At 32.4% G+C, this 22,802-nt stretch carries 20 protein-coding genes; 10 read left to right on the top strand and 10 right to left on the bottom strand.

The annotated features are described in order from the left end of the window. Nucleotides 1–9: 9 nt before the first annotated feature. Genes fusA through rpsL form a run of 3 tightly spaced genes read right to left on the bottom strand, consistent with a single transcriptional unit; the run spans nt 10 to nt 3,016 of the window. Nucleotides 10–2,136, bottom strand: coding sequence for an elongation factor G (gene fusA / locus Q4Q34_RS11455; RefSeq protein WP_303318148.1), 2,127 nt, complete (start codon nt 2,134–2,136; stop codon nt 10–12). 6 nt (nt 2,137–2,142) lie between these two features. Continuing rightward, on the bottom strand, nt 2,143–2,619 hold the full coding sequence (gene rpsG / locus Q4Q34_RS11450) for a 30S ribosomal protein S7 (protein WP_102756995.1): 477 nt from the start codon (nt 2,617–2,619) through the stop codon (nt 2,143–2,145). Nucleotides 2,620–2,641: 22 nt separating this feature from the next. Next, nucleotides 2,642–3,016 carry a 30S ribosomal protein S12 gene (gene rpsL / locus Q4Q34_RS11445; protein ID WP_102756994.1) on the bottom strand — a complete coding sequence of 125 codons (375 nt, stop codon included), beginning with the start codon at nt 3,014–3,016 and terminating at the stop codon, nt 2,642–2,644. 329 nt (nt 3,017–3,345) lie between these two features. On the opposite strand from rpsL, the gene Q4Q34_RS11440 reads away from it, so the two are divergent. The 6 genes from Q4Q34_RS11440 (at nt 3,346) to rlmB (ending at nt 12,427) form a co-directional block, all read left to right on the top strand. After that, nucleotides 3,346–5,037 carry a POTRA domain-containing protein gene (locus tag Q4Q34_RS11440; protein ID WP_303318149.1) on the top strand — a complete coding sequence of 564 codons (1,692 nt, stop codon included), beginning with the start codon at nt 3,346–3,348 and terminating at the stop codon, nt 5,035–5,037. 687 nt (nt 5,038–5,724) lie between these two features. Next, a complete protein-coding gene (locus Q4Q34_RS11435) occupies nt 5,725–8,922 on the top strand; it encodes a SusC/RagA family TonB-linked outer membrane protein (RefSeq protein WP_303318150.1) in 3,198 nt (1,065 codons plus the stop codon). Between the two features lie 12 nt (nt 8,923–8,934). Beyond that, complete coding sequence (locus tag Q4Q34_RS11430; protein ID WP_303318151.1) at nt 8,935–10,440, top strand: SusD/RagB family nutrient-binding outer membrane lipoprotein; 1,506 nt, start codon at nt 8,935–8,937, stop codon at nt 10,438–10,440. Nucleotides 10,441–10,453: 13 nt separating this feature from the next. Further along, nucleotides 10,454–11,113 carry an immunoglobulin-like domain-containing protein gene (locus Q4Q34_RS11425; protein ID WP_303318152.1) on the top strand — a complete coding sequence of 220 codons (660 nt, stop codon included), beginning with the start codon at nt 10,454–10,456 and terminating at the stop codon, nt 11,111–11,113. Between the two features lie 11 nt (nt 11,114–11,124). Next, nucleotides 11,125–11,625, top strand: a complete 501-nt coding sequence (locus tag Q4Q34_RS11420; RefSeq protein ID WP_303318153.1) for a lipid-binding protein — start codon at nt 11,125–11,127, stop codon at nt 11,623–11,625. Between the two features lie 67 nt (nt 11,626–11,692). Further along, nucleotides 11,693–12,427: a 23S rRNA (guanosine(2251)-2'-O)-methyltransferase RlmB gene (rlmB, locus tag Q4Q34_RS11415; protein WP_303318154.1), complete on the top strand. Its 735-nt coding sequence runs from the start codon at nt 11,693–11,695 to the stop codon at nt 12,425–12,427. On the opposite strand, the gene Q4Q34_RS11410 is transcribed toward rlmB, so the two are convergent. Beyond that, a complete protein-coding gene (locus Q4Q34_RS11410) occupies nt 12,424–13,149 on the bottom strand; it encodes a rhomboid family intramembrane serine protease (protein ID WP_303318155.1) in 726 nt (241 codons plus the stop codon). The two genes, rlmB and Q4Q34_RS11410, sit on opposite strands and share 4 nt — an antisense overlap. Nucleotides 13,150–13,442: 293 nt before the next feature. Between Q4Q34_RS11410 and Q4Q34_RS11405 the strand changes: the two genes are divergently transcribed. Further along, entirely contained in the window at nt 13,443–14,720 is a 1,278-nt protein-coding gene (locus Q4Q34_RS11405; RefSeq protein WP_303318156.1) for a replication-associated recombination protein A, read from the top strand. A 5-nt stretch (nt 14,721–14,725) separates the two neighbouring features. On the opposite strand, the gene Q4Q34_RS11400 is transcribed toward Q4Q34_RS11405, so the two are convergent. From Q4Q34_RS11400 to radC, 6 genes are all read right to left on the bottom strand, one after another. Further along, the gene (locus Q4Q34_RS11400; RefSeq protein WP_303318157.1) at nt 14,726–15,604 is read right to left on the bottom strand and encodes a hypothetical protein; all 879 of its coding nucleotides are present in this window, start codon (nt 15,602–15,604) and stop codon (nt 14,726–14,728) included. Continuing rightward, complete coding sequence (locus Q4Q34_RS11395) at nt 15,594–17,009, bottom strand: DUF5723 family protein (protein ID WP_303318158.1); 1,416 nt, start codon at nt 17,007–17,009, stop codon at nt 15,594–15,596. The genes Q4Q34_RS11400 and Q4Q34_RS11395 overlap by 11 nt, the downstream gene beginning before the upstream one ends. Beyond that, nucleotides 17,006–17,548 carry a hypothetical protein gene (locus Q4Q34_RS11390; RefSeq protein ID WP_330444542.1) on the bottom strand — a complete coding sequence of 181 codons (543 nt, stop codon included), beginning with the start codon at nt 17,546–17,548 and terminating at the stop codon, nt 17,006–17,008. The genes Q4Q34_RS11395 and Q4Q34_RS11390 overlap by 4 nt, the downstream gene beginning before the upstream one ends. Nucleotides 17,549–17,615: 67 nt before the next feature. Beyond that, nucleotides 17,616–18,314: a YjjG family noncanonical pyrimidine nucleotidase gene (locus Q4Q34_RS11385; protein ID WP_330444541.1), complete on the bottom strand. Its 699-nt coding sequence runs from the start codon at nt 18,312–18,314 to the stop codon at nt 17,616–17,618. Continuing rightward, a complete protein-coding gene (locus Q4Q34_RS11380) occupies nt 18,295–19,470 on the bottom strand; it encodes a polysaccharide deacetylase family protein (protein ID WP_330444540.1) in 1,176 nt (391 codons plus the stop codon). Before Q4Q34_RS11380 ends, Q4Q34_RS11385 begins: the two co-directional genes overlap by 20 nt. Nucleotides 19,471–19,604: 134 nt before the next feature. Beyond that, entirely contained in the window at nt 19,605–20,303 is a 699-nt protein-coding gene (radC, locus tag Q4Q34_RS11375; protein WP_303318161.1) for a RadC family protein, read from the bottom strand. A gap of 146 nt (nt 20,304–20,449) precedes the next feature. Between radC and Q4Q34_RS11370 the strand changes: the two genes are divergently transcribed. The 3 genes from Q4Q34_RS11370 to Q4Q34_RS11360 all read left to right on the top strand — a co-directional run bounded on the left by Q4Q34_RS11370 (nt 20,450) and on the right by Q4Q34_RS11360 (nt 22,715). Beyond that, nucleotides 20,450–21,067: an FMN-binding negative transcriptional regulator gene (locus Q4Q34_RS11370; RefSeq protein ID WP_303318162.1), complete on the top strand. Its 618-nt coding sequence runs from the start codon at nt 20,450–20,452 to the stop codon at nt 21,065–21,067. An 82-nt stretch (nt 21,068–21,149) separates the two neighbouring features. Continuing rightward, a complete protein-coding gene (locus Q4Q34_RS11365; protein WP_303318163.1) occupies nt 21,150–22,226 on the top strand; it encodes an N-acetylmuramoyl-L-alanine amidase family protein in 1,077 nt (358 codons plus the stop codon). A gap of 69 nt (nt 22,227–22,295) precedes the next feature. Then, nucleotides 22,296–22,715 carry a hypothetical protein gene (locus tag Q4Q34_RS11360; protein WP_330444539.1) on the top strand — a complete coding sequence of 140 codons (420 nt, stop codon included), beginning with the start codon at nt 22,296–22,298 and terminating at the stop codon, nt 22,713–22,715. Nucleotides 22,716–22,802: the final 87 nt, after the last annotated feature.

The following is a 22,802-nucleotide window of genomic DNA, read 5'->3' as shown; positions in this document are numbered from 1 at the left end:
TCTTAGATTTTAAGCTTCAACACCTTTAGCTGCCTTAATTACTTCTTCAGATATATTCGAAGGTGTTTCAGCATAATGTGAAAATTCCATTGTTGACGTTGCACGACCAGATGATAATGTTCTTAATGTTGTAACATATCCAAACATTTCTGAAAGCGGTACAGTTGCTTTCACAGTTTTTGCGCCAGCTCTATCACCCATATCACTTACTTGTCCTCTTCTTCTATTTAAATCACCTACGATATCACCCATGTTTTCTTCTGGAGTAATAACCTCTAGTTTCATAATAGGCTCCATGATTACTGCTTTTGCAGCTTTCGCAGAGTTTTTAAATCCAAGTTTTGCAGCCAATTCAAAAGATAATTGATCCGAATCCACATCATGGTAAGAACCGTCTGTTAATGTTACTTTCATAGCATCAACTTCGTATCCTGCCAATGGTCCATTTACCATAGCCATTTTGAATCCTTTTTCAATTGAAGGGATAAATTCTTTAGGAACGTTACCACCTTTAATTTCTGAAATAAATTCTAATCCTACTTTTCCTTCTTCTGCAGGCTCCAATGTAAATACAATGTCTGCGAATTTACCACGTCCACCAGATTGTTTCTTATAAACTTCTCTGTGTTCAGCACGTTGCGTAATAGCTTCCTTGTACTCTACTTGTGGCTGACCTTGATTTACCTCAACCTTAAACTCACGTTTAAGACGGTCAACAATAATATCTAAGTGAAGCTCACCCATTCCAGATATAATAGTCTGTCCTGAAGCTTCATCTGTTCTTGCTGTAAATGTTGGATCTTCTTCGGCTAATTTTGCTAAAGACATACCTAATTTATCTACATCAGCTTTAGTCTTAGGCTCAACCGCGATACCAATTACCGGATCTGGGAAGTCCATAGATTCTAAAACGATAGGATTCTTTTCATCAGACATCGTATCACCTGTCTTGATATCTTTAAATCCTACTGCAGCTCCAATATCTCCTGCTTCAATAAAATCGATAGCATTTTGCTTGTTAGAGTGCATTTGATAGATACGAGAAATACGTTCTTTTTTACCAGAACGGTTGTTCAAGATATAAGACCCTGCATCTAAACGACCTGAATAAGCTCTAAAGAATGCTAAACGCCCTACGAAAGGATCGGTAGCAATTTTAAATGCTAAAGCCGCAAATGGATCTTTAACATCTGGCTTACGTATAGCCTCTTCTCCTGTTCTAGGATCTGTACCTACAATATTATCTCTATCTGTTGGAGATGGTAAGTAACGACAAACAGCATCTAATAAGAATTGTACCCCTTTATTTTTAAAAGCAGAACCACAAATCATAGGTATGATAGCCATATCCATTACAGCAGCTCTAAGTGCAGCATGCACTTCTTCTTCTGTAATAGAATCTTCATCTTCCATGAATTTCTCTAATAAGTTCTCATCGTAAGTTGCCACTTCTTCAATTAAAAGTGCACGATACTTACGAGCTTCTTCTTTCATCTCTTCTGGAATATCAATCACATCAAAAGTCGCCCCTTGAGTTTCATCATGCCAAACAATAGCACGATTTTTTACTAAATCGATAATTCCTTTAAAGTCTGCTTCGTCACCAATATTTAAAACGATTGGCACAGCATTAGACTTTAACATGTCTTTTACTTGTTGACAAACACCTAAAAAGTTAGATCCTTGACGGTCCATTTTATTAACGAAACCAATTCTAGGCACTTTGTAGTTATCTGCTAATCTCCAGTTAGTTTCAGATTGAGGCTCAACACCATCAACTGCACTAAATAAGAATACTAAACCATCAAGTACACGTAATGAACGGTTTACCTCAACCGTAAAATCTACGTGACCCGGTGTGTCAATGATATTAAAGTGATATCCTTTTGTGTCTGGTGTTGGTTGCCCATTTTCAATTGGGAATTTCCACTCACAAGTTGTCGCAGCAGAAGTAATTGTAATACCTCTTTCTTGCTCTTGCTCCATCCAGTCCATTGTAGCAGCACCATCATGTACTTCTCCAATTTTATGAGATACACCTGTATAATAAAGAATACGCTCTGTAGTAGTAGTTTTTCCTGCATCAATATGTGCAGCAATACCTATATTTCTAGTGAATTTTAAATCTCTTGCCATGTCGTATTAAAATCTAAAGTGAGAGAATGCTTTGTTTGCTTCTGCCATTTTGTGAGTATCAACTCTTTTCTTAACTGCTGCTCCTTCTTCTTTCGCTGCTGCTAAAATCTCTGAAGCTAAGCGTTGTGCCATAGATTTTTCATTTCTTTTACGCGCATAACCTATAAGCCATTTCATCGCTGTAGAAACCTTACGGTCTGGACGAATTTGCATTGGAATCTGGAATGTTGCACCACCAACACGACGGCTACGTACTTCTACGTGAGGCATCACATTTGATAACGCATCTTTCCATGTTTCTAAAGCTGTTTTTTCTTCGTCAGTTTTTTTCGAATCTACAATATCAATGGCATCATAGAATACTTTAAAAGCGACAGACTTCTTTCCATCCCACATCATCATATTAACGAAACGAGTTACTAACTGATCGTTAAAACGTGGATCCGGTAAAAGCGGTCTCTTTTTTGCTGCTCTTTTTCTCATGTCTTCTTCTTAAAGTTTTAAATTACTTCTTAGGGCGTTTTGCACCATACTTAGATCTACGTTGTGTTCTACCTGAAACACCTGCGGTGTCTAAAGCACCACGAACGATGTGATATCTAACTCCTGGCAAATCTTTTACCCTTCCACCTCTAACCAATACTATCGAGTGCTCTTGTAGATTGTGTCCTTCTCCACCAATGTATGCATTAACCTCGTTACCGTTTGTTAAACGAACCCTTGCTACCTTACGCATTGCTGAGTTTGGTTTTTTAGGAGTTGTCGTGTAAACACGAGTACATACACCACGTCTTTGCGGACAAGAATCTAAAGCAGCCGATTTACTCTTCTTGGTTATTTTGGCTCTTCCTGTTCTTACTAATTGTGAAATTGTTGGCATATATATTATATATAAATTTTAAAATCCTCTTCTAAGAGGGCTGCAAAGGTAGAAATTAAAATTAATAATTCAAACCCTAAATCATTAATTTTCACATCGTAATGAATTTTTATTTTTTACTTAATACTCCAACCTCATTTAGTTCATGTTTCAATCGCTTTATTTACTTAAACACTTGCATAATTCTAAGCTTAAAACAATTACTATTATTAGACATTTTTTCATAAAAAGCACAACACGTTTTTAATAGAATTCAAAAATTATCTTGTCCACTATATTATAAGTCTTTGTTTTCCGTTAGTTTTACACAATAAACAGCTAGCTATAAAGTGAAAAAAGTTTCTTTTTTACTCCTTATTATATATATTCTTTTTTCTTCGGAATTGTTTTGCCAAAATTTACACCTGAAAATTGATGGTAATACTGAGCATGAAACTAGTACTATAGATTCTTTAAGCTACATTAAAACTCATAAAGATTATAGGTCTATTGAGCATGAGATCGATTCTATTCAAAAAAGACTTTTAAAAATAGGATATATTGAAAATGAGTTAAAAAATATTATTAAGATAAATGACTCATCATTCAAAACTCAAATTCACTTAAAAAAGAAATTTAACACCATATATATATACTATAATGAAACCGAAATTGAACGCTCCCTTTTAGAGCCCATTTCAAAAAATATTTTTGATGATTATTTCGAGCTAGAATTTAGCAAAACTGAAAGTGCTTTAAATTTTATTAATTCTAAAATTTCAGATGAAGGATTTCCTTTTTCAAAATTGTACTTGTCAAATATCAAAGTTCAGGACTCCTCTAATTTATCAGCAGAATTGATTGTTAAATCGGAAACAAAGAAAAGAATCATTAGCAATATCATAATTAAAGGTTATGAAAAATTTCCTCGTTCTTATCTAAAACACTTTTTAAAAATTAAGCCTTCCCAAGTTTTCGATTTAACTAAAATAAAAAACAAGACGAATCAACTAAACAATTTAAGATTCGCTAACGAAATAAAGTCTCCAGAAGTCTTGTTTTCTAAAGACTCTACAACGCTGTATTTATATCTTGAAAAAGCAAAAAGTAACTCTTTTGATGGGTTTTTAGGTTTTGGAACTAATGAAGAAACAAACCAATTAGAGTTTGATGGTTACTTAAATTTAAACTTAACCAATAATTTAAACTTTGGCGAATCTTTTAAACTATTATACAAAAGTGATGAAAATGATCAAAAAACATTTCAAGCTGATTTAACACTCCCTTATTTGTTTAAATCACCTATTGGGATTGATTTAGGATTACGGATTTTTAGAAAAGATTCATCATTCACAACCATAAACCAAGCATTAAAACTACATTATCAAATAAATTCTAAGCATAAAATTTATACTGGTCTTCTTTCTACTGAGTCAAATAATTTATTAGAAAACGCATCTCTTACAATTTCAGATTACAAAACTCAATATTACACGCTAGCATACGAGTTTACAAAAGCACAAGCATACAATCTGCTTTTTCCAATTAATTCTAAATTATATCTGGAAACAAACTTTGGAGAAAGAAAAGCCCTCAATATCCAGGAAAAGCAAACACAACTTTCTATTGATGCATTTAAGATCTTTTATTTAAACAGAAAAAACAGTGTTTTTTTAAGACTAAACGGCGCTTCTTTAAATTCTAACACGTATTTTGAAAATGAATTACTAAGATTTGGAGGCATAAACTCTATTAGGGGATTTGAAGAAAACAGCCTATTTTCCTCTTTATTCGGTTTAATTAATACAGAGTACAGATACCAACTTAACAATTCCATTTATATTCACTCTATTATTGATGCTGCCTATTTTGAAAATAAAATTATAGATACCAAAGAAAAGCTTTTCGGATATGGATTTGGATTTGGTATCCTAACACAGGCTGGATTATTTCGGTTTAATTATGCAAATGGTAAAAGTGAAAATCAAAAATTTAAGCTTTCCAATTCCAAAATACATATAAGTTTAATAGCAAATTTCTAATTATTATTATTATTATTATGGTTTCTTCATATATTTCTTATTCTCATTAAATATCCAAACCTCCTACCCTTAAACATTAATATTTTATTTTACAGAGCCTTAGCATCATTACTTCTAATAAATATTTCTAACATATTTTAATAAATCCTTCTCAGGCAACCTATTATCCTTTTAGAATAAGTTTTGTTCCCGACTTTTATAATTGACTAATTCAAAATAATTATAATTACCGTCGGAGCTTCCAACACAATAAATATCTTGCTACAAGAAGACACCTCTACATTAGACGAGGTGGCCATTACTGCTCTTGGTATTTCCAGGGATAAAAAATCTTTAGGAAGTCAATGGACTTGGAAGGAACTCTACAAGATACAATGACAACCTTGTTGGTGGTTTCAGGCAATAGTGGCAAACCAATGTTGATGTTCAACAACTAAAGGTATTTATTTCGCTACAAAAAGAAACCCGTCTAAAATTATTTTTAAATCATAATAAATTCATTTATAAGAACAATTTATTTGAATTAGAAAAGCAGTCTCTTTTGCTTTTAAAAAGAAGGAAATAAGCTTATGTTTTTTTACTTTTTTCTTAAAATTTCTCGTTAAAAGGCAAATTTTAACCATTATTTATTGTTTTATTAACTTTTTATTATGATTTTTGGCATTGACTAATTCAAATAATTATAAAATGAAAACAAAGTTTAGTGGAATTCTAACGCTATTACTAGCGTTTGTCGTGCAGCTAACGTTTGCACAAGAAAAGACAATTTCAGGTACAGTTTCAGATGATTCTGGTCTACCGTTACCTGGAGCAACTGTCTTAGTTAAAGGTACTAGTTCTGGTACATCTTCAGATTTCGACGGAAAATATTCAATTAGAGCTAGCCAAGGGGACATCCTTGTTTTTAGTTTCGTAGGATACACAACCATTGAAGCTCCTGTTGGCAGTTCTAACACTGTTAATGTAACATTATCAGAAGATGCGGAATCTTTAGAAGAAATTGTTGTAACTGCTTTTGGTAAGACTAAAACCAAAAGAGAGGTTAGTTCTGCTGTTGCTATTATTGACAATGAAGAACTAACAAATGTAACTAACATAAACCCTTTAGAATCTCTTTCTGGAAAAATTTCCGGGGTGGATTTATCTACTCCAGCACAGGTCGGTGCTACATCTAAAGTTATTATTAGAGGTTTTAGCTCCCTTGGAAGCAATCAACCTCTTTATATAATTGATGGTTCTCCTATTAATAATACACAAAACCAGTTAGTTTCTGCAGCTGGAGATACTGCTGTTAACCGTACATTTGATGGAGGTAGTGGTTTGAATGATTTAGACCCAAATAATATTGAGACAATAAGTGTCCTTAAAGGTGCGGCAGCGGCGGCACTTTATGGTTCAAGAGCTTCAAATGGAGCTATTATCATTACTACTAAAAGAGGTCGTAATAACCAAGGATTAAAAGTAGATGTTGTCAGTTCAATTGATTTTTTAGAAGTAGCTAGAGTACCACATCTTCAAAATGACTTTGGTCAAGGGTGGAATGGTCAAAGCTATTCATCATTACCGAGTGGCGGTCAAGGTGCAAGTAATGAAAATGGTTCATGGGGAGCACCTTTCGATGGCCAAATAAGAACTTTTGGGCATATTATTGATAATTCTCAGCAAATTAAGCCTTACGTTGCTTTAAAAGATAACATCAAAGACTTTTATGACATTGGATCTGTTTACACAAATTCTATAAGATTATCGGGAGGGGGAAGTAACACGATGTTTAGCCTTGGTTTTACGAATACAGATAGTGACGGTATTATACCAACAGACGCAGATGCATTCAGCAGACGTGTTTTTAATGCTTCTGGAGGAATTTCTTCCGATAAATTCAGGTTAAATGTTTCAGCAAATTATGTTGAAAGAGATCAAAATGTTGTTAATACAGGACAAGGAGATAATGCTGGTGAGGGAGAAGTATTGATCCAAGAAATAATTCAAATTCCTAGAGATGTTAGTTTAGTTGACTTAGCTGATTATAAAAATAACATATTTAATAGCAATGATAACTTTTACACACCATATTCAAGGAATCCATATTGGACTATTAATGAAAACGGTAATAATTTAAAAAGTAATCGTTTTTATGGAAATGCTAATCTAAATTATTCAATAGTAGAAAACTTAAGTGCTACTGTTCAATTTGGTGGAGATATAACCAATACTACTAATAAAAGTTTTGGAGCTGTAATTAATTATTCTCCTGGTTCTCCAAATGCACTTTTAGGAGCAACAACAAATGCAGGCGGTGTTACTGAGTCAAAAACACTTAGAAAAGAATACGATACATTCTTCACCTTAGATTATGACAATAATGTAACTGAAGAGTTAACCGTAGATGCCTCTTTAGGTTTAAACTATAATGAGCGTTCTACCGATTTTTCAAGAGTTCAGATTACAGATTTAAGTGTTCCTAATTTTTATGAGTTATCTAATACAGCTGGAAGACCAATCGTAACTCAAAACAACTCTTTAAGAAGAACATACGGTATTTTCGGTTCAGCCACTATAGGATATAAAAACAGATACTTTTTAACTCTAACAGGTAGAAATGACTGGTCATCTACGTTACCAGTAGAAAACAATTCTTTTTTCTATCCTTCTGCAGGTTTAAGTGCTATTGTTTTAGACAACAGTCAACATACTGTAAAGCTAAGAGCTGCAATAGCCAGAGTTGCCAAAGATACAGGTCCATATAATACTGAAAACGCACTTATTCCTGCCGTCAACAGTGGTGGTTTTGGTCAGATATTATTCCCAATTGGAGGACAAAATGCTTTCGAACTAAGTGGTATTATTGGCAATCCGAACTTAAAACCTGAAATTACTAACGAATACGAATTCGGTACAGAAATAAGTTTATTTAACAGTAGAGTTAACATTGATTTTGCATATTATAACAAAGATACAGAAGGTGTTATTATAAGACGTCCACTACCAAGATCTACGGGTTATGCAAGCTTAACAGGAAACTTCATTGACTTAAATAATAAAGGTGTAGAACTTGCTCTTAGTGGTTACCCTGTAAGAGGTAGCGACTTCACTTGGGAATTAGGTTATACATTTACAAAAAACGAAAATGAAGTAACTGATCTAGCCGAAGGTTTAGATGAAATTTTAATAAACAGTGCATTTGCTGTTAACTTTTATGCAGAAAAAGGGAAACCTCTTGGGGTATTTAAAACTCGTGTACCTTTAACTAATGCTGATGGTCAAGTAATAGTTAATCCTTCAACAGGAATTCCGACTCAAACTACTGATGAAGTAGAAATAGGAAATTCACAAAGAGATTTCATAATGGGACTGAAGAATACATTTACCTACAAAAACTTAAGCTTATCTTTTAATTTTGATTGGAAAGAAGGTGGTAAGATGTATTCATACACAGGTAGATTACTTGGATTTACTGGTAATTCTATATTAACAACATATAATAATAGAAACACCTTTATAGTTCCTAATTCTGTAGTAGACAATGGAAATGGTACTTTCTCTGAAAATACAACTCCTATTACTTTTGAAAATGTAACAGGTTTCTACAGTAGTTCTAATAACGGTTCTACAGAAGTAAATCATGTAGTTGATAGAAGTTTCATAAGATTAAGAGACCTATCCCTATCATATAGAATACCTTTATCTCTGATAGACCGGTTAGGAGTTTCAAGAGCATCAATTACAGCTTATGGTAAAAACTTGTTTTTATGGACACCTGATGATAACCCATATGTAGATCCTGAAATATCAACATTTGGTAGTGATTTAGCGAGTGAATTTGGTGAGTTTTCAACTAATCCTTCGCAAAGAACGTATGGCGTTTCTCTTAAAGTATCATTTTAAAAAAAAAAGAAAATGAAAAAAATAATATTTAGTTTAGTGGCGATTAGTTTCTTATTATTGTCATGTGAAGACCAATTAGACATAAACAGAGATCCAGATTTGTTATCTCAAGATAATGCAGCATTATCATCAGAAATTGCTGCTGGAATGATGGGTATTGGAGCTACTCAAAATTTTTACTATGCTTTCATAGGAGGAATTTGGGCTCAGCAATGGTCTCAAAGTTTAGCAGCGAGTCAGTACAGAGCTATTGATGATTATAGCATTGGTACTAATGATTACATCGGAGGATGGAGCAACATGTATGACGCGTTATCAGATATTAAAAATGCTAAAAAATTAGCATTAGAGCAAGAGAATTGGAATTATTACTTAATAGCATCTTGCTTAGATGTATATGCGTCTCAAATAATGACGGACTTTTACAATGATGTACCATATAAAGAAGCAAATTTAGGTATCAATAACCTTCAACCAAACTTTAATACAGGCCAAGAAATCTATGATTTTATGATTGAGGATTTGGATGATGCGCTAGGCAGAGATTTAGCAAACTCATCATTACCTGCACCTGGTGCTGATGACTTCATGTTTAGTGGCGTTATGGCAAGATGGGTAGAATTTGCTAACACTTTGAAGCTTAAAATTTATTTAAGACAAACAGAAGCGAGATCGTCTGTAGCACAAGCTGGTATTACAGCTATGATCAATGCTAATGCTGCTTTTCTAAACGTAGATGCAGCTATTCCTTCTAGTGTTTTTAAAGATGAAGCAAACATTAGTAATCCTTTATATGAAAACGATAGAAGACAATTGAACACGAACTCTAATCTAAGAGCAAGTACCACTCTGTGGTCTTATTTAGATGCTAATTCAGACCCTAGACTTGATGCTTTTTATGGTTTAGGAAATCCATTAGATCAAGGAGATTATAACAGTGATGCTGCTCCTAATTCTGTGTCAATAGCTGACATCAGTCCTTTATCTCCAGTATTCTTTATTAGTGCTGCTCAAAGTTACTTTATGCAAGCTGAAGCTATGGAAAGATACAATAGTGGTACTGGGGCAAAAGCTTTGTATGATGCTGGTGTAGCTGCTGCATTTGAAAAAAGTCCAAACTTTTTTGATGACACAAAATCCGAGGCTAATCAAAATTGGGTGTTTGAAGCACCATATGATCATACGCCATTTATCGAAACTGGCGGTGCATATGAATACCCAGAAGCTGGAACTTTAGATGATAAACTTACTGCCATTATAACTCAAAAATGGATATCTAATTACCCCGATCAGGGATATGAATCATTTTTCGAACAGCATAGAACAGGTATTCCTGCTATTTCGGCGGTTCCCCAAACAAGTTTAAGCTATGTACCAGGAGAATTCGCATATTCCGTTAATGGTGTAACTGGAGGCATTTTTCCTCAGCGTTTAGTATATCCTAACACTGAATTGTCAAGAAATTCAAATGCTCCAGAAATAGTAGAAATAACAGTTCCAGTTTGGTGGAATAATTAAAAAATAAAGAAATATGAAAAAAATAATAATATATACTTTAATCATATGTGGTTTTACATTTACTGCATGTGATGTAGAAAGTACAGAAGGTGTTTCCACTGTTACAAATTTTGCTGTTGTAGAAGCACTAGGCGATGCAATTGTACTCGTTGAAGTAGGTGATACATTTGTGGAACCAGGAGTAAGCGCAACAATATCTGGTACTGATGTTCCTTTTGAAACATTAGGGTCTTTAGACACAAATACTCCCGGAATATATGACTTAACTTATCAAGTAGTAAATGAAGATGGTTTCGCAGCTCAAGCATTCAGAACAGTTTTTGTGTATGAAAACAATGGTACACTTGCAGGTGTATGGGATGGTAAGAGAATCGGGCGAAGTGGTGGACCAATTCTTGTGTCATCTACATCTAATCCAAATGTATTTAACTGTTCAGATCTAAATGCTGGGCATTATGAATTTGATAGAGGAATTGGTAGGGCGTATGCTTCGCCAGGTCAACTAGCTGTATCTGGTTCTTCTATTGCTGATACAAGTGCCGATAATGCTTTTGGAACATGGAATTTAACTGGTGGTGGTATATCGGCTGATGAAAGAACCATGACTTGGACAATCACAATCCCTGCTTTTAGTTTTGGATATGACTGTGAATTAATTAAAACAACCCCTTAAAATTAGTTAAAATGATTACATTAAGAAATATAATAGTAAAATTAATATTGGGAACATTTCTTATAGTAGGAATTAATTCCTGCGATGAGGGAGGAGAGCCAGATCCAGGTTCAACTCTAGTTGTTGAAATGGCCGGTGACTGGTATGTTAAAGCTTATGATGAGAGCGGTACTAATGCGTTAACAGGTTTTAGTTTATTTTCTACATACAATACAAGTGACAATGACAGCAGTTTATGGTTAGATGATCACGAAGGTATTTTTCCATTAAAGTCTAAAGTAGCAGTTGATCTAAATGCGATGACATTTTCAGCTTCTGATGCCGAAAATCTTTTTGATGCTGCTGGTATAGCTACTGTTACTGAAGGTAAAATATTAAAAAAAGCAACTACATCTACTGGAGGTAATGTAGTAGATAGTATTGCTTTTAAAGTTACTTTGCAAAACGATCCAGGTAACGTATATTTAATTGGAGGTTACAAAAGAACTGGTTTGTTGGAAGACGAACACTAATTATGATAATTTTAACCAGTGAAAAAAACCACCTTTTGAAAGGTGGTTTTTTTATACCTTTACCCCCATGCAAGAACAAACACAAATTTTTGGTATTAGAGCTATTATTGAAGCTATAAATGCAGGTGAAACAATTGATAAAGTATTTCTTCAAAAAGGTCTTAAAGGCGAGCTTTTTAGCGAATTAGAAACCGCCTTAAGAAAGAACTCAATAAACTCTTCTTATGTTCCTGTTGAAAAACTTAACAGACTCACTAGAAAAAATCACCAAGGTGCCGTTGCTCAAATTTCTCCAATTGAATTTCATGATATTGAAACGCTAGTCTTAAATGTCATAGAATCTGGTAAAACCCCTTTATTTTTATTATTAGATCAACTAAGCGATGTTCGTAATTTTGGTGCTATTATACGAACCGCAGAATGCACGGGTGTGGATGGTATTATTATTCAAAAAAAAGGTGGTGCCCCTGTAAATGGTGATACTATTAAAACAAGTGCTGGAGCTGTTTTTAAAGTACCTATTTGTAAAGTTGACCATATTAAAGATGCTGTTTTTTACATGCAGGCTTCTGGCATCAATGTTATTGCTGCTACCGAGAAAACAAATGATACACTATATGATGTTTCTTTTAAAGCCCCTTGCGCCATTATTATGGGCTCTGAAGGTAGAGGCATAAACCCATCTATATTAAAAGTAGTTGATGCCAAAGCGAAACTACCTTTATTAGGCGAGATTGAATCTTTAAATGTTTCCGTGGCATGTGGTGCTTTTTTGTATGAAGCCATAAGACAACGCCTCTAATTGTCTTTATTTTTCTTATACGTATAATTTATAATAGGAGGCTCCTCCTCTTCTACTTCAACATGCTCAATAAAATTACCATCCGCATCAAAATGCTTTAAAAAAGGATCGTCCTCTTCACTATAACCTTCTTGTTCCCAAACATATTTTTTAGGTTTAGCTATTTCTCTTCTAAAAAAAAGCGCAAAAAGTAACCCTGTAATCAAACCTGATAAATGGCCCTCCCATGATATACCTTCTTTTACAGGAGCTACGTACCATAACATACTTCCATAAAGAAAAATAATAAGAAGCGATAAGGCTATAAGCCTGTAATGCTTAGCAAAAACTCCTTTAAAAAAGGTAAAGCTTACCAAAACATAAATGAGTCCACTGGCTCCGATATGATAAGATGGCCTTCCAATACACCAAGTGAAAAACCCTGAAAATAGAATCCCAAATAGTACAACTTTCCAAGCTATAGGTTTATAGAAGTAGAACAAAGCCATGGAAAGTACAAATAATGGAATAGTATTGTGATAAATGTGTTCTATATCACCATGAATAAATGGACTAAAAACAACACCTCTTAATCCTTTGAAATTTTGAGGATATACACCATATTTACTAAAATTAAAACCAAAACGTACCTCAAACCAAAACACTAACCAAATAATTAATACAAAAAGAATGGGGTATAAAATAACTCCTGTAGAGAATTTAAAGTGGTCTCGGTTTTTCATTTGGGCATATTTTTTACTTAGTCGGATCTAATTCATATAACTAAACTGTTCTATATATTAAAATTATTAGTCATTTTCATTCATACTAAATAAAGATAACAAATAGTTAACCAAGATTTGCTATAATGCTAAATTGTCAGATTAATAATGTATTAGTGATTTTCGTTCATTATATAATATTTTTTATTATGTCAAAGTTGATTGAGCATAAAAGATCAAATAACCAAACCTAAGCTTCTAAAGTAAATTCTATGACACATAAAAATCTTAAAAAAATACTTTAATTTTACATTATGAATGAACCTTTAGCTGAACGTTTAAGACCAAAAACTTTAAATGACTATGTTAGTCAAAATCACCTAGTTGGCAAACAGGGGAGTTTAACGCAGCATATAAAACAAGGGTTAATTCCTTCAATGATTTTATGGGGACCTCCGGGTACAGGGAAAACTACACTTGCAAATATTATTGCTACAGAATCTGGCAGGCCTTTTTATACACTCAGTGCCATAAATTCTGGTGTTAAAGATATTCGTGATGTCATTGATAAAGCAAAACAAAGTGGTGGATTGTTTACTACTAAAAACCCTATATTGTTTATTGACGAAATTCATAGATTTAGTAAATCGCAACAAGATTCTTTACTACAAGCTGTAGAAAAGGGGTGGATTACATTAATAGGAGCTACAACAGAAAACCCTAGTTTTGAAGTTATTTCAGCGCTTCTCTCTCGCTGTCAAGTTTATATTTTAAACGCTTTTAATAAAACTGATTTAGAGCTGCTTCTTAAGCGTGCGATCGATCAGGATGAATATATTTCTAAGAAAACAATTAAATTAAAAGAAACAAATGCTCTTATAAGGCTTTCTGGAGGTGATGCCAGAAAACTGCTTAATATTTTTGAGCTTATAATAAATTCTTATGATTCCGATAAAATAACCATTACAGATGAATCTGTTTTGGAAAGAGTTCAAAGCAACACTGTTCATTATGATAAAACTGGTGAACAGCATTACGATATTATTTCGGCTTTTATAAAATCCATACGGGGTAGTGATCCAAATGCTGCTGTATATTGGTTAGCTCGTATGGTAGAAGGTGGTGAAGATGTTAAATTTATAGCACGACGGTTGCTTATTTTAGCTAGTGAAGATATAGGCAATGCCAACCCAACTGCTCTAGTCATAGCAAATAATACATTTCAGGCGGTTTCTACAATAGGTTACCCCGAATCTAGAATTATACTAAGTCAATGTGCTACATATTTAGCATGCTCCCCTAAAAGCAATGCTGCTTATAAAGCTATTGGTAAAGCACAACAGTTGGTTAAAGATACAGGAAATCTATCAGTACCCTTAGAAATAAGAAATGCACCAACCAAATTAATGAAAGAGCTGGGGTATGGTGATAATTATAAATATGCTCATAATTACGACCTCAACTTTGCAAACCAAGAGTTTTTACCAGATGAAATTAAAAACACAAAACTTTATGAGCCCGGTAATAATGCTCGCGAAAATGCTCACAAAGAGTTTTTAAAACAGCGATGGAAAGATAAATATGGGTATTAGGATTACTAAAACTTAATATTTAGTTCTTCTTGTTTCAACACATTATTTGAGTAATATTCAATAACCCAACGATCCTCCTTTTTATAAATAATAGCGCTTGTGTTTTCTACTAAAAAGATATTATCAAGTTTTGTTTGTTTGATTCTGTAGACTACTTTTGGGGAACTATCTACCAATTGAAATCCATTTTCAATTTCTTGAGCATATAACACCTTAGATAGCACTTCTTTCACCCCTGTTTCCATGTTATTGACTTCTTTTTTAATTGTAGGTACAGGTACGACTTCTACTTTTGGTTTAGATTCAACAACCTTTTGCGCATTGACAGCAACTTCTGCTTCTTTTTCCTTTTTAAGGTTTTGAATCTCTTGTTTAAGCTGCTCAATTTCTTGCGTTACTTCATTTCTCGCTTCAGAACTTTGAGTCTGTAAACCTGTTATATTTTCATTTGGCTTGTATTTATAATTAAGAGCCTCTATAGATTTAAAAGTATTTCTTAGAGCTTCATTATAAGCTCTGGAATAATCCTTTTCCCTACTTTCTCCTAACTTAGAAGAATAAATTAATTGATCGTTACAATCTTTTAGTTCTATGCTCAGTTTAGTTTTAAACATTCCAGATTCTTTAACGACATCAGATCTTAATGCTAAACACCTATTTCTAATTAAATCTTCAGGATATTTACCTCCTTCCATCAAAGCTTCAAACCCATATTTTTTGAATAAAAATTGTGCTAAGGAATTTAATTGATATTGATCTTTCTGCTTCAAAAAATCAAATTTATTAGGAACAATCACATATTTGTAATCATTTAAATTAGATTGTGAAAAAACAGTAGTTACCATAAAACATACTATGATAACAGAAAAAAAATTAGTCTTCATTTTTATTAAATATATAGTTAAACCCTAATTGTAAAGATACACTTTGTGCACTATAAATGTTTTTTAATTGTAAAAAATTATCTGCCATCATATAAAAATTCAGTCCTCCTAACCTAGCAGACATCCCCAGACCTATATTATAAGCAGAATAAGAATCTATTGTATAAGTCGTTTTAACTTGTAAGCCGTTAAATAATCGTCTGTAATAATATGCTGTTAATGCCAATTGAGGTTGTTTGGGTCTACTCATGGCAAATAGCTGTAATCCTACTCTATTTAAATATTTTTTTTCAGTCCTTGTACAATTACAGTCTTCATATTCTTGTTCACCAAAAGTATAATTTAACGATGCGTTAAACTTTATAGGCCGCCATGTCGTATATTTTGCAGTTGTAGTATCTACTTCAAATAGATCTTCGAAGTTCTCTTCAATTTCACTCCAATAGTCGTCTGCTGTCTGCCCACTTCCTGTTTCAGGAAAAACAGGGTTAATCCCCTCATATACATAATTACCTTTTATCTTATAATTTTCAATATCTTTTGTATGACTAATAAAACCTACATCTAATAAACTAGCGTCCATACTCCATTGTTCATTCAATTGTCGTGTAATACCAATATCGAATCCTAGACCTAAGTTTCCTCCTAAAAAAACACGCTTTGTTAAATCTTTAACTACAGAATTAGACTCAGATTCATCGTCTGTTAAACTCGCTAATCCAGATGTTCTGGCTTCTAAATCTAAATTAAAAATATGGTCATAAAAATTATTTTGCCCGTTTACAGTTGTAAAATGACCTTTATTTTTCGTAGAATTTATATTTGCTATGCTTGAATATATTTTTCCTCTAACTCCAAAAGTAAGTTTTTCATTTACTTTTTTATTGTACCCTACGTGAAAGACTGAAACGACCTCTGCTGCGACACTTACATCACTCGTTTTAAAAGACCTATTAATATTATTCTGGTTACCTTCTAAAGCCAAAACAGCTAAATCTTTTGGGAAATAAGTTATAAAATCTAATTCCTGATATAGTCCAAAACTCAAATATTGATTTTTTTCATATAAACTTCCAAAAGAAAACCCTCCAGAAAAAATTTCTAATTGTTGATTTGCGCTAAAAAAGTCTCTGGAATCCATGTCATAAACAGCATTTTGTAGCTTGGTGTTAAAATCAACACCATCTTTTGCAAAAAGATCATAAACAGTACTTCCTGTAATACCAACGTTAGTATGAATATGCGATAATAAAGGAATTCCAAAATAAAAATCATTTTTTATGTTCCCTCCAGGGTTAAGCAATAACGCTTGTGGAATTTCTGAAAACCCATAAAGTAATTGCTTGTTTTGTGAAAACGAAAAGTAACAAGAAGCTATTATAAAAAATAAAATTAGTCTTCTCATAAATCACCTATATTCAAATAAAAAATGGCTTTGGATTTTAACTTTATTCTACCAGATGTTGCTGGATCAATAATACTTCCAGGTAACAAGTCAAGGGTGAATACCATTTTTGAAGTATTTTTTAAGGCTTCTAATTCATCATCTACAAATACTTCAATGTGATTTGATATAACATCACGACCATCTGTTGAAGGTAAAGCTTCAAGTGTGGACATATGTACTTGTTGACCTGCATCATTAATAAAATCAACTTGTATTTGAAACGCTTTATTAATTGAGTTTGTTGCTTCAAATACAAAGTCTGCTTTAATAAGGTTATCAATTATAAATTCATTGTTAAATAACTCTATTTCTATGGAGTCTTTAATAGAAATTATTTCTGTGCTATTAACTAAAAAAGAACTAGCTGGCTCATCAAAAAATATAAGGCTAGATTCTATTACAGGAGAAATTTCAAAATCATCGGCCTGCTCAAAATCAACTTCCTTAGTACAAGAAAAAAGACTTAAAAATAAAGCAATGATTAAAAACGAGCGCATAATTTTTCGTTTTTGCATAAGAGGTTAGATTATAAGAACAGAACGCGAAAATAAAAAAATTAGTGCATCATAGAAACTTCTTCAATTGAATTAAATTGTTAATTCTCTTAATATTATCATTAATGGCTTCGTTATGAATATCAAAGAAAACAACTTCCATACCAATATTTTTGGCTCCAAGAATGTCCGCCTCATAGTTATCTCCAATCATAACACTTTGACTACTAATTGATTTAGCAGACTCTAAAGCGAAATTAAAAATTTTAGGGTTTGGTTTTTTAACGCCTACCATTTCAGAATTTGTAACAGTTTTAAAGTATTTATCAATGTTAGATAAGGTTAGTTTTTTATACTGTATTTCATCGAAACCATTAGTAATAATGTGTAAATTATAATTAAGGTTTAAATAATCTAGAATTTCAAAAGTATTTTCAAATAGATGATTGAATGTTGTTAAATACCTAATATAATCGTCCGCCAACTTATAAATAACAGCTTCTTTAACTTGATAACCAATCGCAGAAAAAGCATCATTCAACCTACCAAAACGTAAAGCCTTCTTTTCTATTTTCTCTTCTCTGTATAGTTTCCAATACTTCAAATTTATAGAAACATAATGATGTAAAAAGTTGTTTATATCAACATCTATATCGTTTAGTTTTAATATCTTTTTAAATGCTAGCTCGGAGTTTTTATCAAAATCCCATAGTGTATGGTCTAAATCAAAAAATACATCGGTAATACCCTCAATTTTCATCTGTTTCATTTGCAGATTCTAAAATAATATTAAATAAATCTTTAAAGCCATTCCACTCTCTTTCTGCACTAAAAGTATAATTATGAAATATTGAAATAAACTCACCATTAACTTGCTTTACTTCATTAATAATCTCATTTAAAACTTTCTTTTTGTCCAACAAAGAATGTGTTTTTGATAAGGCATAATCCATAAGGTGGTATGAGTAAATTTTTAAAGGTGTTTGTACTTCATAATCTAAATCGTAAAACAAAAAAGGCGTACACGATCCGGCTCTAAAACCTATGTGATTGATATATCCCATAGTATAATCTTCCTTGATTTCTAATTCTATAAGGTTTCGGTATGATTTAGGTAAATTAAGCCTAGAAAAGGAATGTCTTGAAGCTTTTAATGAGGTGTTCAAAATAGCTTCCATTCGTGATTTTTCTTTCTTCAAAATAGACATGTCTTCAATAGCAAAATAAGAAGCTTTTAAACCAACATAGCAGTAATCTGCAATATGTTTTATAAGCGATACAAACTTCTTTTTATTAGGGTTTATCCCTTTATCATATGTGGAATAGTCCCCTATTAAAAAAAAGAACAAAAACTTAAACTTAGTATGTTTTTGTCTGTTTATTATATACTTATAAGTATCAAACGGATCATGCATAAAACCAAGAATAACCATAATTCTAAAATACAAACCCTTAAATCTAAATCTAACTAGATCTTTCGCCATACCACCAAGAGTTCGCATAATTCCTTTCAGTCTAAAATTATAGGCACTGGGAACATCAATAATAGGCTTAATAGTATAGCTTTTTTCTGGAAACTTAAATTCTGGAAATTGTGCCTGTAAAGCATCTTTAAATTTATATGCCCATATATCCACCACTGGCTGTTTAAGGAAACCATGTTTGTAAGCTAGACTTTCAACAGCAGTAAATCGACCAAATTCATCTTTTACATGTGGTAAATATTCTTCATAACGAGACAATAAATAAAAAGAAGCTGCAAAAATATCGAAAGGGATGGCACTTTTATCTCCATTAAAAAAGAAACATTTGGTGTTTTCCCAGTCATGGATGCTTATATCCAAATCACTCAATCCCTGCTCAAATAATATATCGTGACTTTTAATAAAAAACTCATTTCCAAGTTGTTGTTTTGTATAAGACATTTTCAAGCTATCGTGCGCAATAAATGCTTCTATTTGGGTAGTAAATTTGACTTCTATACCTAGAATTCTGATACAAATATGTTTAAAAACATATTTTAAGCGGGGTGATATTTTATGAGTATAAACTAAAAGCATTATAATAGCGTTTCATCTGAGAAACTAAAATATGCTTTTTCTGTTATAATTAGATGGTCTAGAACTTTAATATCGATACTTTGTGCTGCCTTTTTTAATTTTTTGGTGATTTGTTTGTCAGATTCACTAGGTTTTAAAGTTCCCGAAGGATGATTATGGGCTAATATCAACCCTGTAGCACCAACTTCTAAAGCATTTTTCAATACCAAACGTACATCGACTAAAGTCCCCGTAATGCCTCCTTTACTTAATTGATTTTTTTGAATCACTTTATTAGAATTGTTTAAGTAAATAATCCAAAACTCTTCATGTTTTAACTCGCCTATTTTTGGCTGCATAAGCTCAAAAGCAGATCTACTGGATGTTATTTTACTTCGTTCCAAAGCATCTTCAATCCGCCTCCGCCTTCCTAACTCTAAAGCTGCAGCAATAGAAATAGCTTTAGCCTCCCCAATACCCTTAAATTCCATGAGTTCTATAATTGATAATTTACCCAATTCGCTTAAATTATTATCTACACTTGCCAAGATTCGTTTACACAAGGCAACAGCACTTTCATTTTTATTACCAGAACCTATTAATATAGCCACTAATTCTGCATCACTTAATACTTCTCTTCCTTTATAAAATAATTTTTCGCGTGGTTGATCGCCTTGCGACCAGTTTTTTATTGAAAACGATGCTAGTTTTTCTTGCATTGGTTAGTTGTACTTAGTCTTTTACGTTTAAATTTTGCTCAAGGTAAATTAATAATTTAAAAGTAAGTAATTTCTTTCTGTTTTTTAAAATAAAAAACAAGAAAAATAAATATTGTAATTTTATAAATTAAATCTCAAAGATTGGTTTGAAATATCCTCCAAAGTATCATCAGGACAATGAGATTAATCACATGATAGAAGTGATTAAAACGTATCCTTTAGCGACACTAATTTCTGTAAAAGATAATCAGCCATTAATCACCCACTTGCCTTTAATTTATAACGATGCGGGTAAACTTATTGGGCACATTGATAAATTTAACCCACAGGCAGAATTATTAAAAGATGACAACGATCTTACGATCATATTTACAGGTCCGCAATGTTACATCTCACCAAGTATATACACAACCAAACAATTACCTACCTGGAATTATATCATCGTTCATTTAAAAGCTACGGTTAAGGCTATTCAAAACAAGGAAGCTTTAAAAAAATCATTAATTGACATGACCGCTTTTTTGGAAGCTCCAGAACATAAGTTTGTTTTAGAACCCGATAATCGCAGTATGAAAGGCTACTTGGATTATATTAAAATGTTTGAAATCACTATTACTGATTGGGAAGGGAAGTTCAAGCTATCTCAAGATAAAAAACCACGAGATATTGAAAATGCTAGAGTTGAATTAATTCAGGCTAATCAAAAAAGTATTGAAGCATTTTTAGAAAAGGTGTTTTTAAATCAAAACGATTTCGACAAATAAAAATAAAAAAACAACGTTGTTTAACAGAGTGATCTGGCGTATTTTATATGTTTTGAGATTGTGATTCAAAAATTAACCAATATTGAAAATATTATTATTACTCTTTTTATATTTAACCATACCTAGCATAACTATTGCTCAAGCATCTCAAATAAAAGTAATAGCTAGCGCTGGTGATGGTGTTTATTCTATCCTTAGAAACAATGGTTTTGAGCCAACAAAGTATTATAAAGCTTTTATTGAGTTAAATAAAGATAGCTTAACACTAGACAACGGCCTGGTAAAAGGTAGAACATATAGACTCCCAACTATACAAAAAAAGGACAGCATTGTTACTATTGAAACACCGCCTATAGTAGATAAAACTAAACCAAAAATTAGTGATAACCCTCTCGATAGTAAGCCCACAGTAAAGCATATTAACTATCCCCTATTTGGTAAAGACTATGCTCATGTTCCTTTAGAAAACAATATGTTAAATGGTACCATTTATTATTTAATTTCTGGACATGGTGGTCCCGATCCTGGAGCTATTGAGACATACAATGGTAAACTAATTTCTGAAGATGAATATGCTTATGATGTTACATTACGACTAGCTAGAAGGCTTATTTCTTACGGAGCAAAGGTTTATATAATCATTAAAGATAAAAATGATGGCATTAGAGATAAAAAAATACTTGAAGTAGATTATGACGAAGTTAATTTTCCAAATAAACCTATTTCAAAAAATCAAAAATTACGATTACGACAACGTACCAAAACAGTGAACAGCTTATACTTGAAACATAAAGGTGCCTACCAAAGGCTAATTGTAACTCATGTTGACAGCAGAAGTAAGGGTAAAAATATTGACGTATTTTTTTACCATCATTATAACAGTAAAAGCGGAAAACGATTAGCCAAAAACATTCATCAATCGTTCAAAGAGAAATATGCTAAATACCAGCCTAACAGAACATATTCGGGGTCGGTAAAATCCAGAGGGTTATACTTAGTAAAAAAGACCTTACCTGCCATGGTATATATTGAACTAGGCAATATAAAAAGTAAAAAAGATCAAAAGCGAATTCTTAATTATCACAATAGAAAGGCTTTAGCAAAATGGATTTTTAATGGGCTTGTAGTCGACTTTAACGAAAGCAAAAAACTCTATTAATTCCACCGAATTAATAGAGTGTTTGCGTAATTTTGAATAAAAGCCTTTAATTTATACATTTCGAGATTGATGTACCCTGAGATTATAACTATTCAAAACTTTATCGCCACCCATGGGATAACAATTTGGTTGGGTAAAGGGGTTCCTATTGATGAAAAATTAATTCCGTTAACATTAAAGATAAATAATAACACATATAACATTCATGTTGTAGATGAATACGAAGACCTTAACTACTATAATCCTGTATTAAATTTTATTATTGTTTTTAGAGCCATAGTAACTATTAATGAGTCTTCGGATTTTTTAGAATGGTGTAAACAAGAGGATTTGGTTCCAGATAACCACAACCTTTTAGATTACTACAAAGATATTTGTAAAGCCATTAATTGTATTAATAGTTGTTTCCCAAATAATGAGATTGATTATTTTGTTTCAGATTTAGACTTTCAATTAAATACAGGTGTTATGCAATTTTTAAGAAGGTAGTTATTACTTTTTCAATTTTTTAAGACAGAAATAACTTACAATCATATGGCTTTATAGAAATATATTGTTAAAGTGCACAAAATAGCA

This window comes from Flavivirga abyssicola, assembly GCF_030540775.2.
GTDB lineage: Bacteria > Bacteroidota > Bacteroidia > Flavobacteriales > Flavobacteriaceae > Flavivirga > Flavivirga abyssicola.
Note: the sequence above shows the minus strand (reverse complement) of the source record. Positions and strands in the feature narration are given on the sequence as shown.

Bases quoted from the DNA above. Each gene is read 5' to 3' on its own strand.
- Q4Q34_RS11420 (WP_303318153.1), top strand. From the start codon at position 11,125: ATGATTACATTAAGAAATATAATAGTAAAATTAATATTGGGAACATTT.
- Q4Q34_RS11395 (WP_303318158.1), bottom strand. From the start codon at position 17,009: ATGAGAAGACTAATTTTATTTTTTATAATAGCTTCTTGTTACTTTTCG.
- radC (WP_303318161.1), bottom strand. From the start codon at position 20,303: ATGCAAGAAAAACTAGCATCGTTTTCAATAAAAAACTGGTCGCAAGGC.
- rlmB (WP_303318154.1), top strand. From the start codon at position 11,693: ATGCAAGAACAAACACAAATTTTTGGTATTAGAGCTATTATTGAAGCT.
- Q4Q34_RS11425 (WP_303318152.1), top strand. From the start codon at position 10,454: ATGAAAAAAATAATAATATATACTTTAATCATATGTGGTTTTACATTT.
- rpsL (WP_102756994.1), bottom strand. From the start codon at position 3,016: ATGCCAACAATTTCACAATTAGTAAGAACAGGAAGAGCCAAAATAACC.
- fusA (WP_303318148.1), bottom strand. From the start codon at position 2,136: ATGGCAAGAGATTTAAAATTCACTAGAAATATAGGTATTGCTGCACAT.
- rpsG (WP_102756995.1), bottom strand. From the start codon at position 2,619: ATGAGAAAAAGAGCAGCAAAAAAGAGACCGCTTTTACCGGATCCACGT.
- Q4Q34_RS11380 (WP_330444540.1), bottom strand. From the start codon at position 19,470: ATGTCTTATACAAAACAACAACTTGGAAATGAGTTTTTTATTAAAAGT.
- Q4Q34_RS11390 (WP_330444542.1), bottom strand. From the start codon at position 17,548: ATGCGCTCGTTTTTAATCATTGCTTTATTTTTAAGTCTTTTTTCTTGT.
- Q4Q34_RS11410 (WP_303318155.1), bottom strand. From the start codon at position 13,149: ATGAAAAACCGAGACCACTTTAAATTCTCTACAGGAGTTATTTTATAC.
- Q4Q34_RS11385 (WP_330444541.1), bottom strand. From the start codon at position 18,314: ATGAAACAGATGAAAATTGAGGGTATTACCGATGTATTTTTTGATTTA.
- Q4Q34_RS11400 (WP_303318157.1), bottom strand. From the start codon at position 15,604: ATGAAGACTAATTTTTTTTCTGTTATCATAGTATGTTTTATGGTAACT.
- Q4Q34_RS11405 (WP_303318156.1), top strand. From the start codon at position 13,443: ATGAATGAACCTTTAGCTGAACGTTTAAGACCAAAAACTTTAAATGAC.
- Q4Q34_RS11360 (WP_330444539.1), top strand. From the start codon at position 22,296: ATGTACCCTGAGATTATAACTATTCAAAACTTTATCGCCACCCATGGG.
- Q4Q34_RS11430 (WP_303318151.1), top strand. From the start codon at position 8,935: ATGAAAAAAATAATATTTAGTTTAGTGGCGATTAGTTTCTTATTATTG.
- Q4Q34_RS11435 (WP_303318150.1), top strand. From the start codon at position 5,725: ATGAAAACAAAGTTTAGTGGAATTCTAACGCTATTACTAGCGTTTGTC.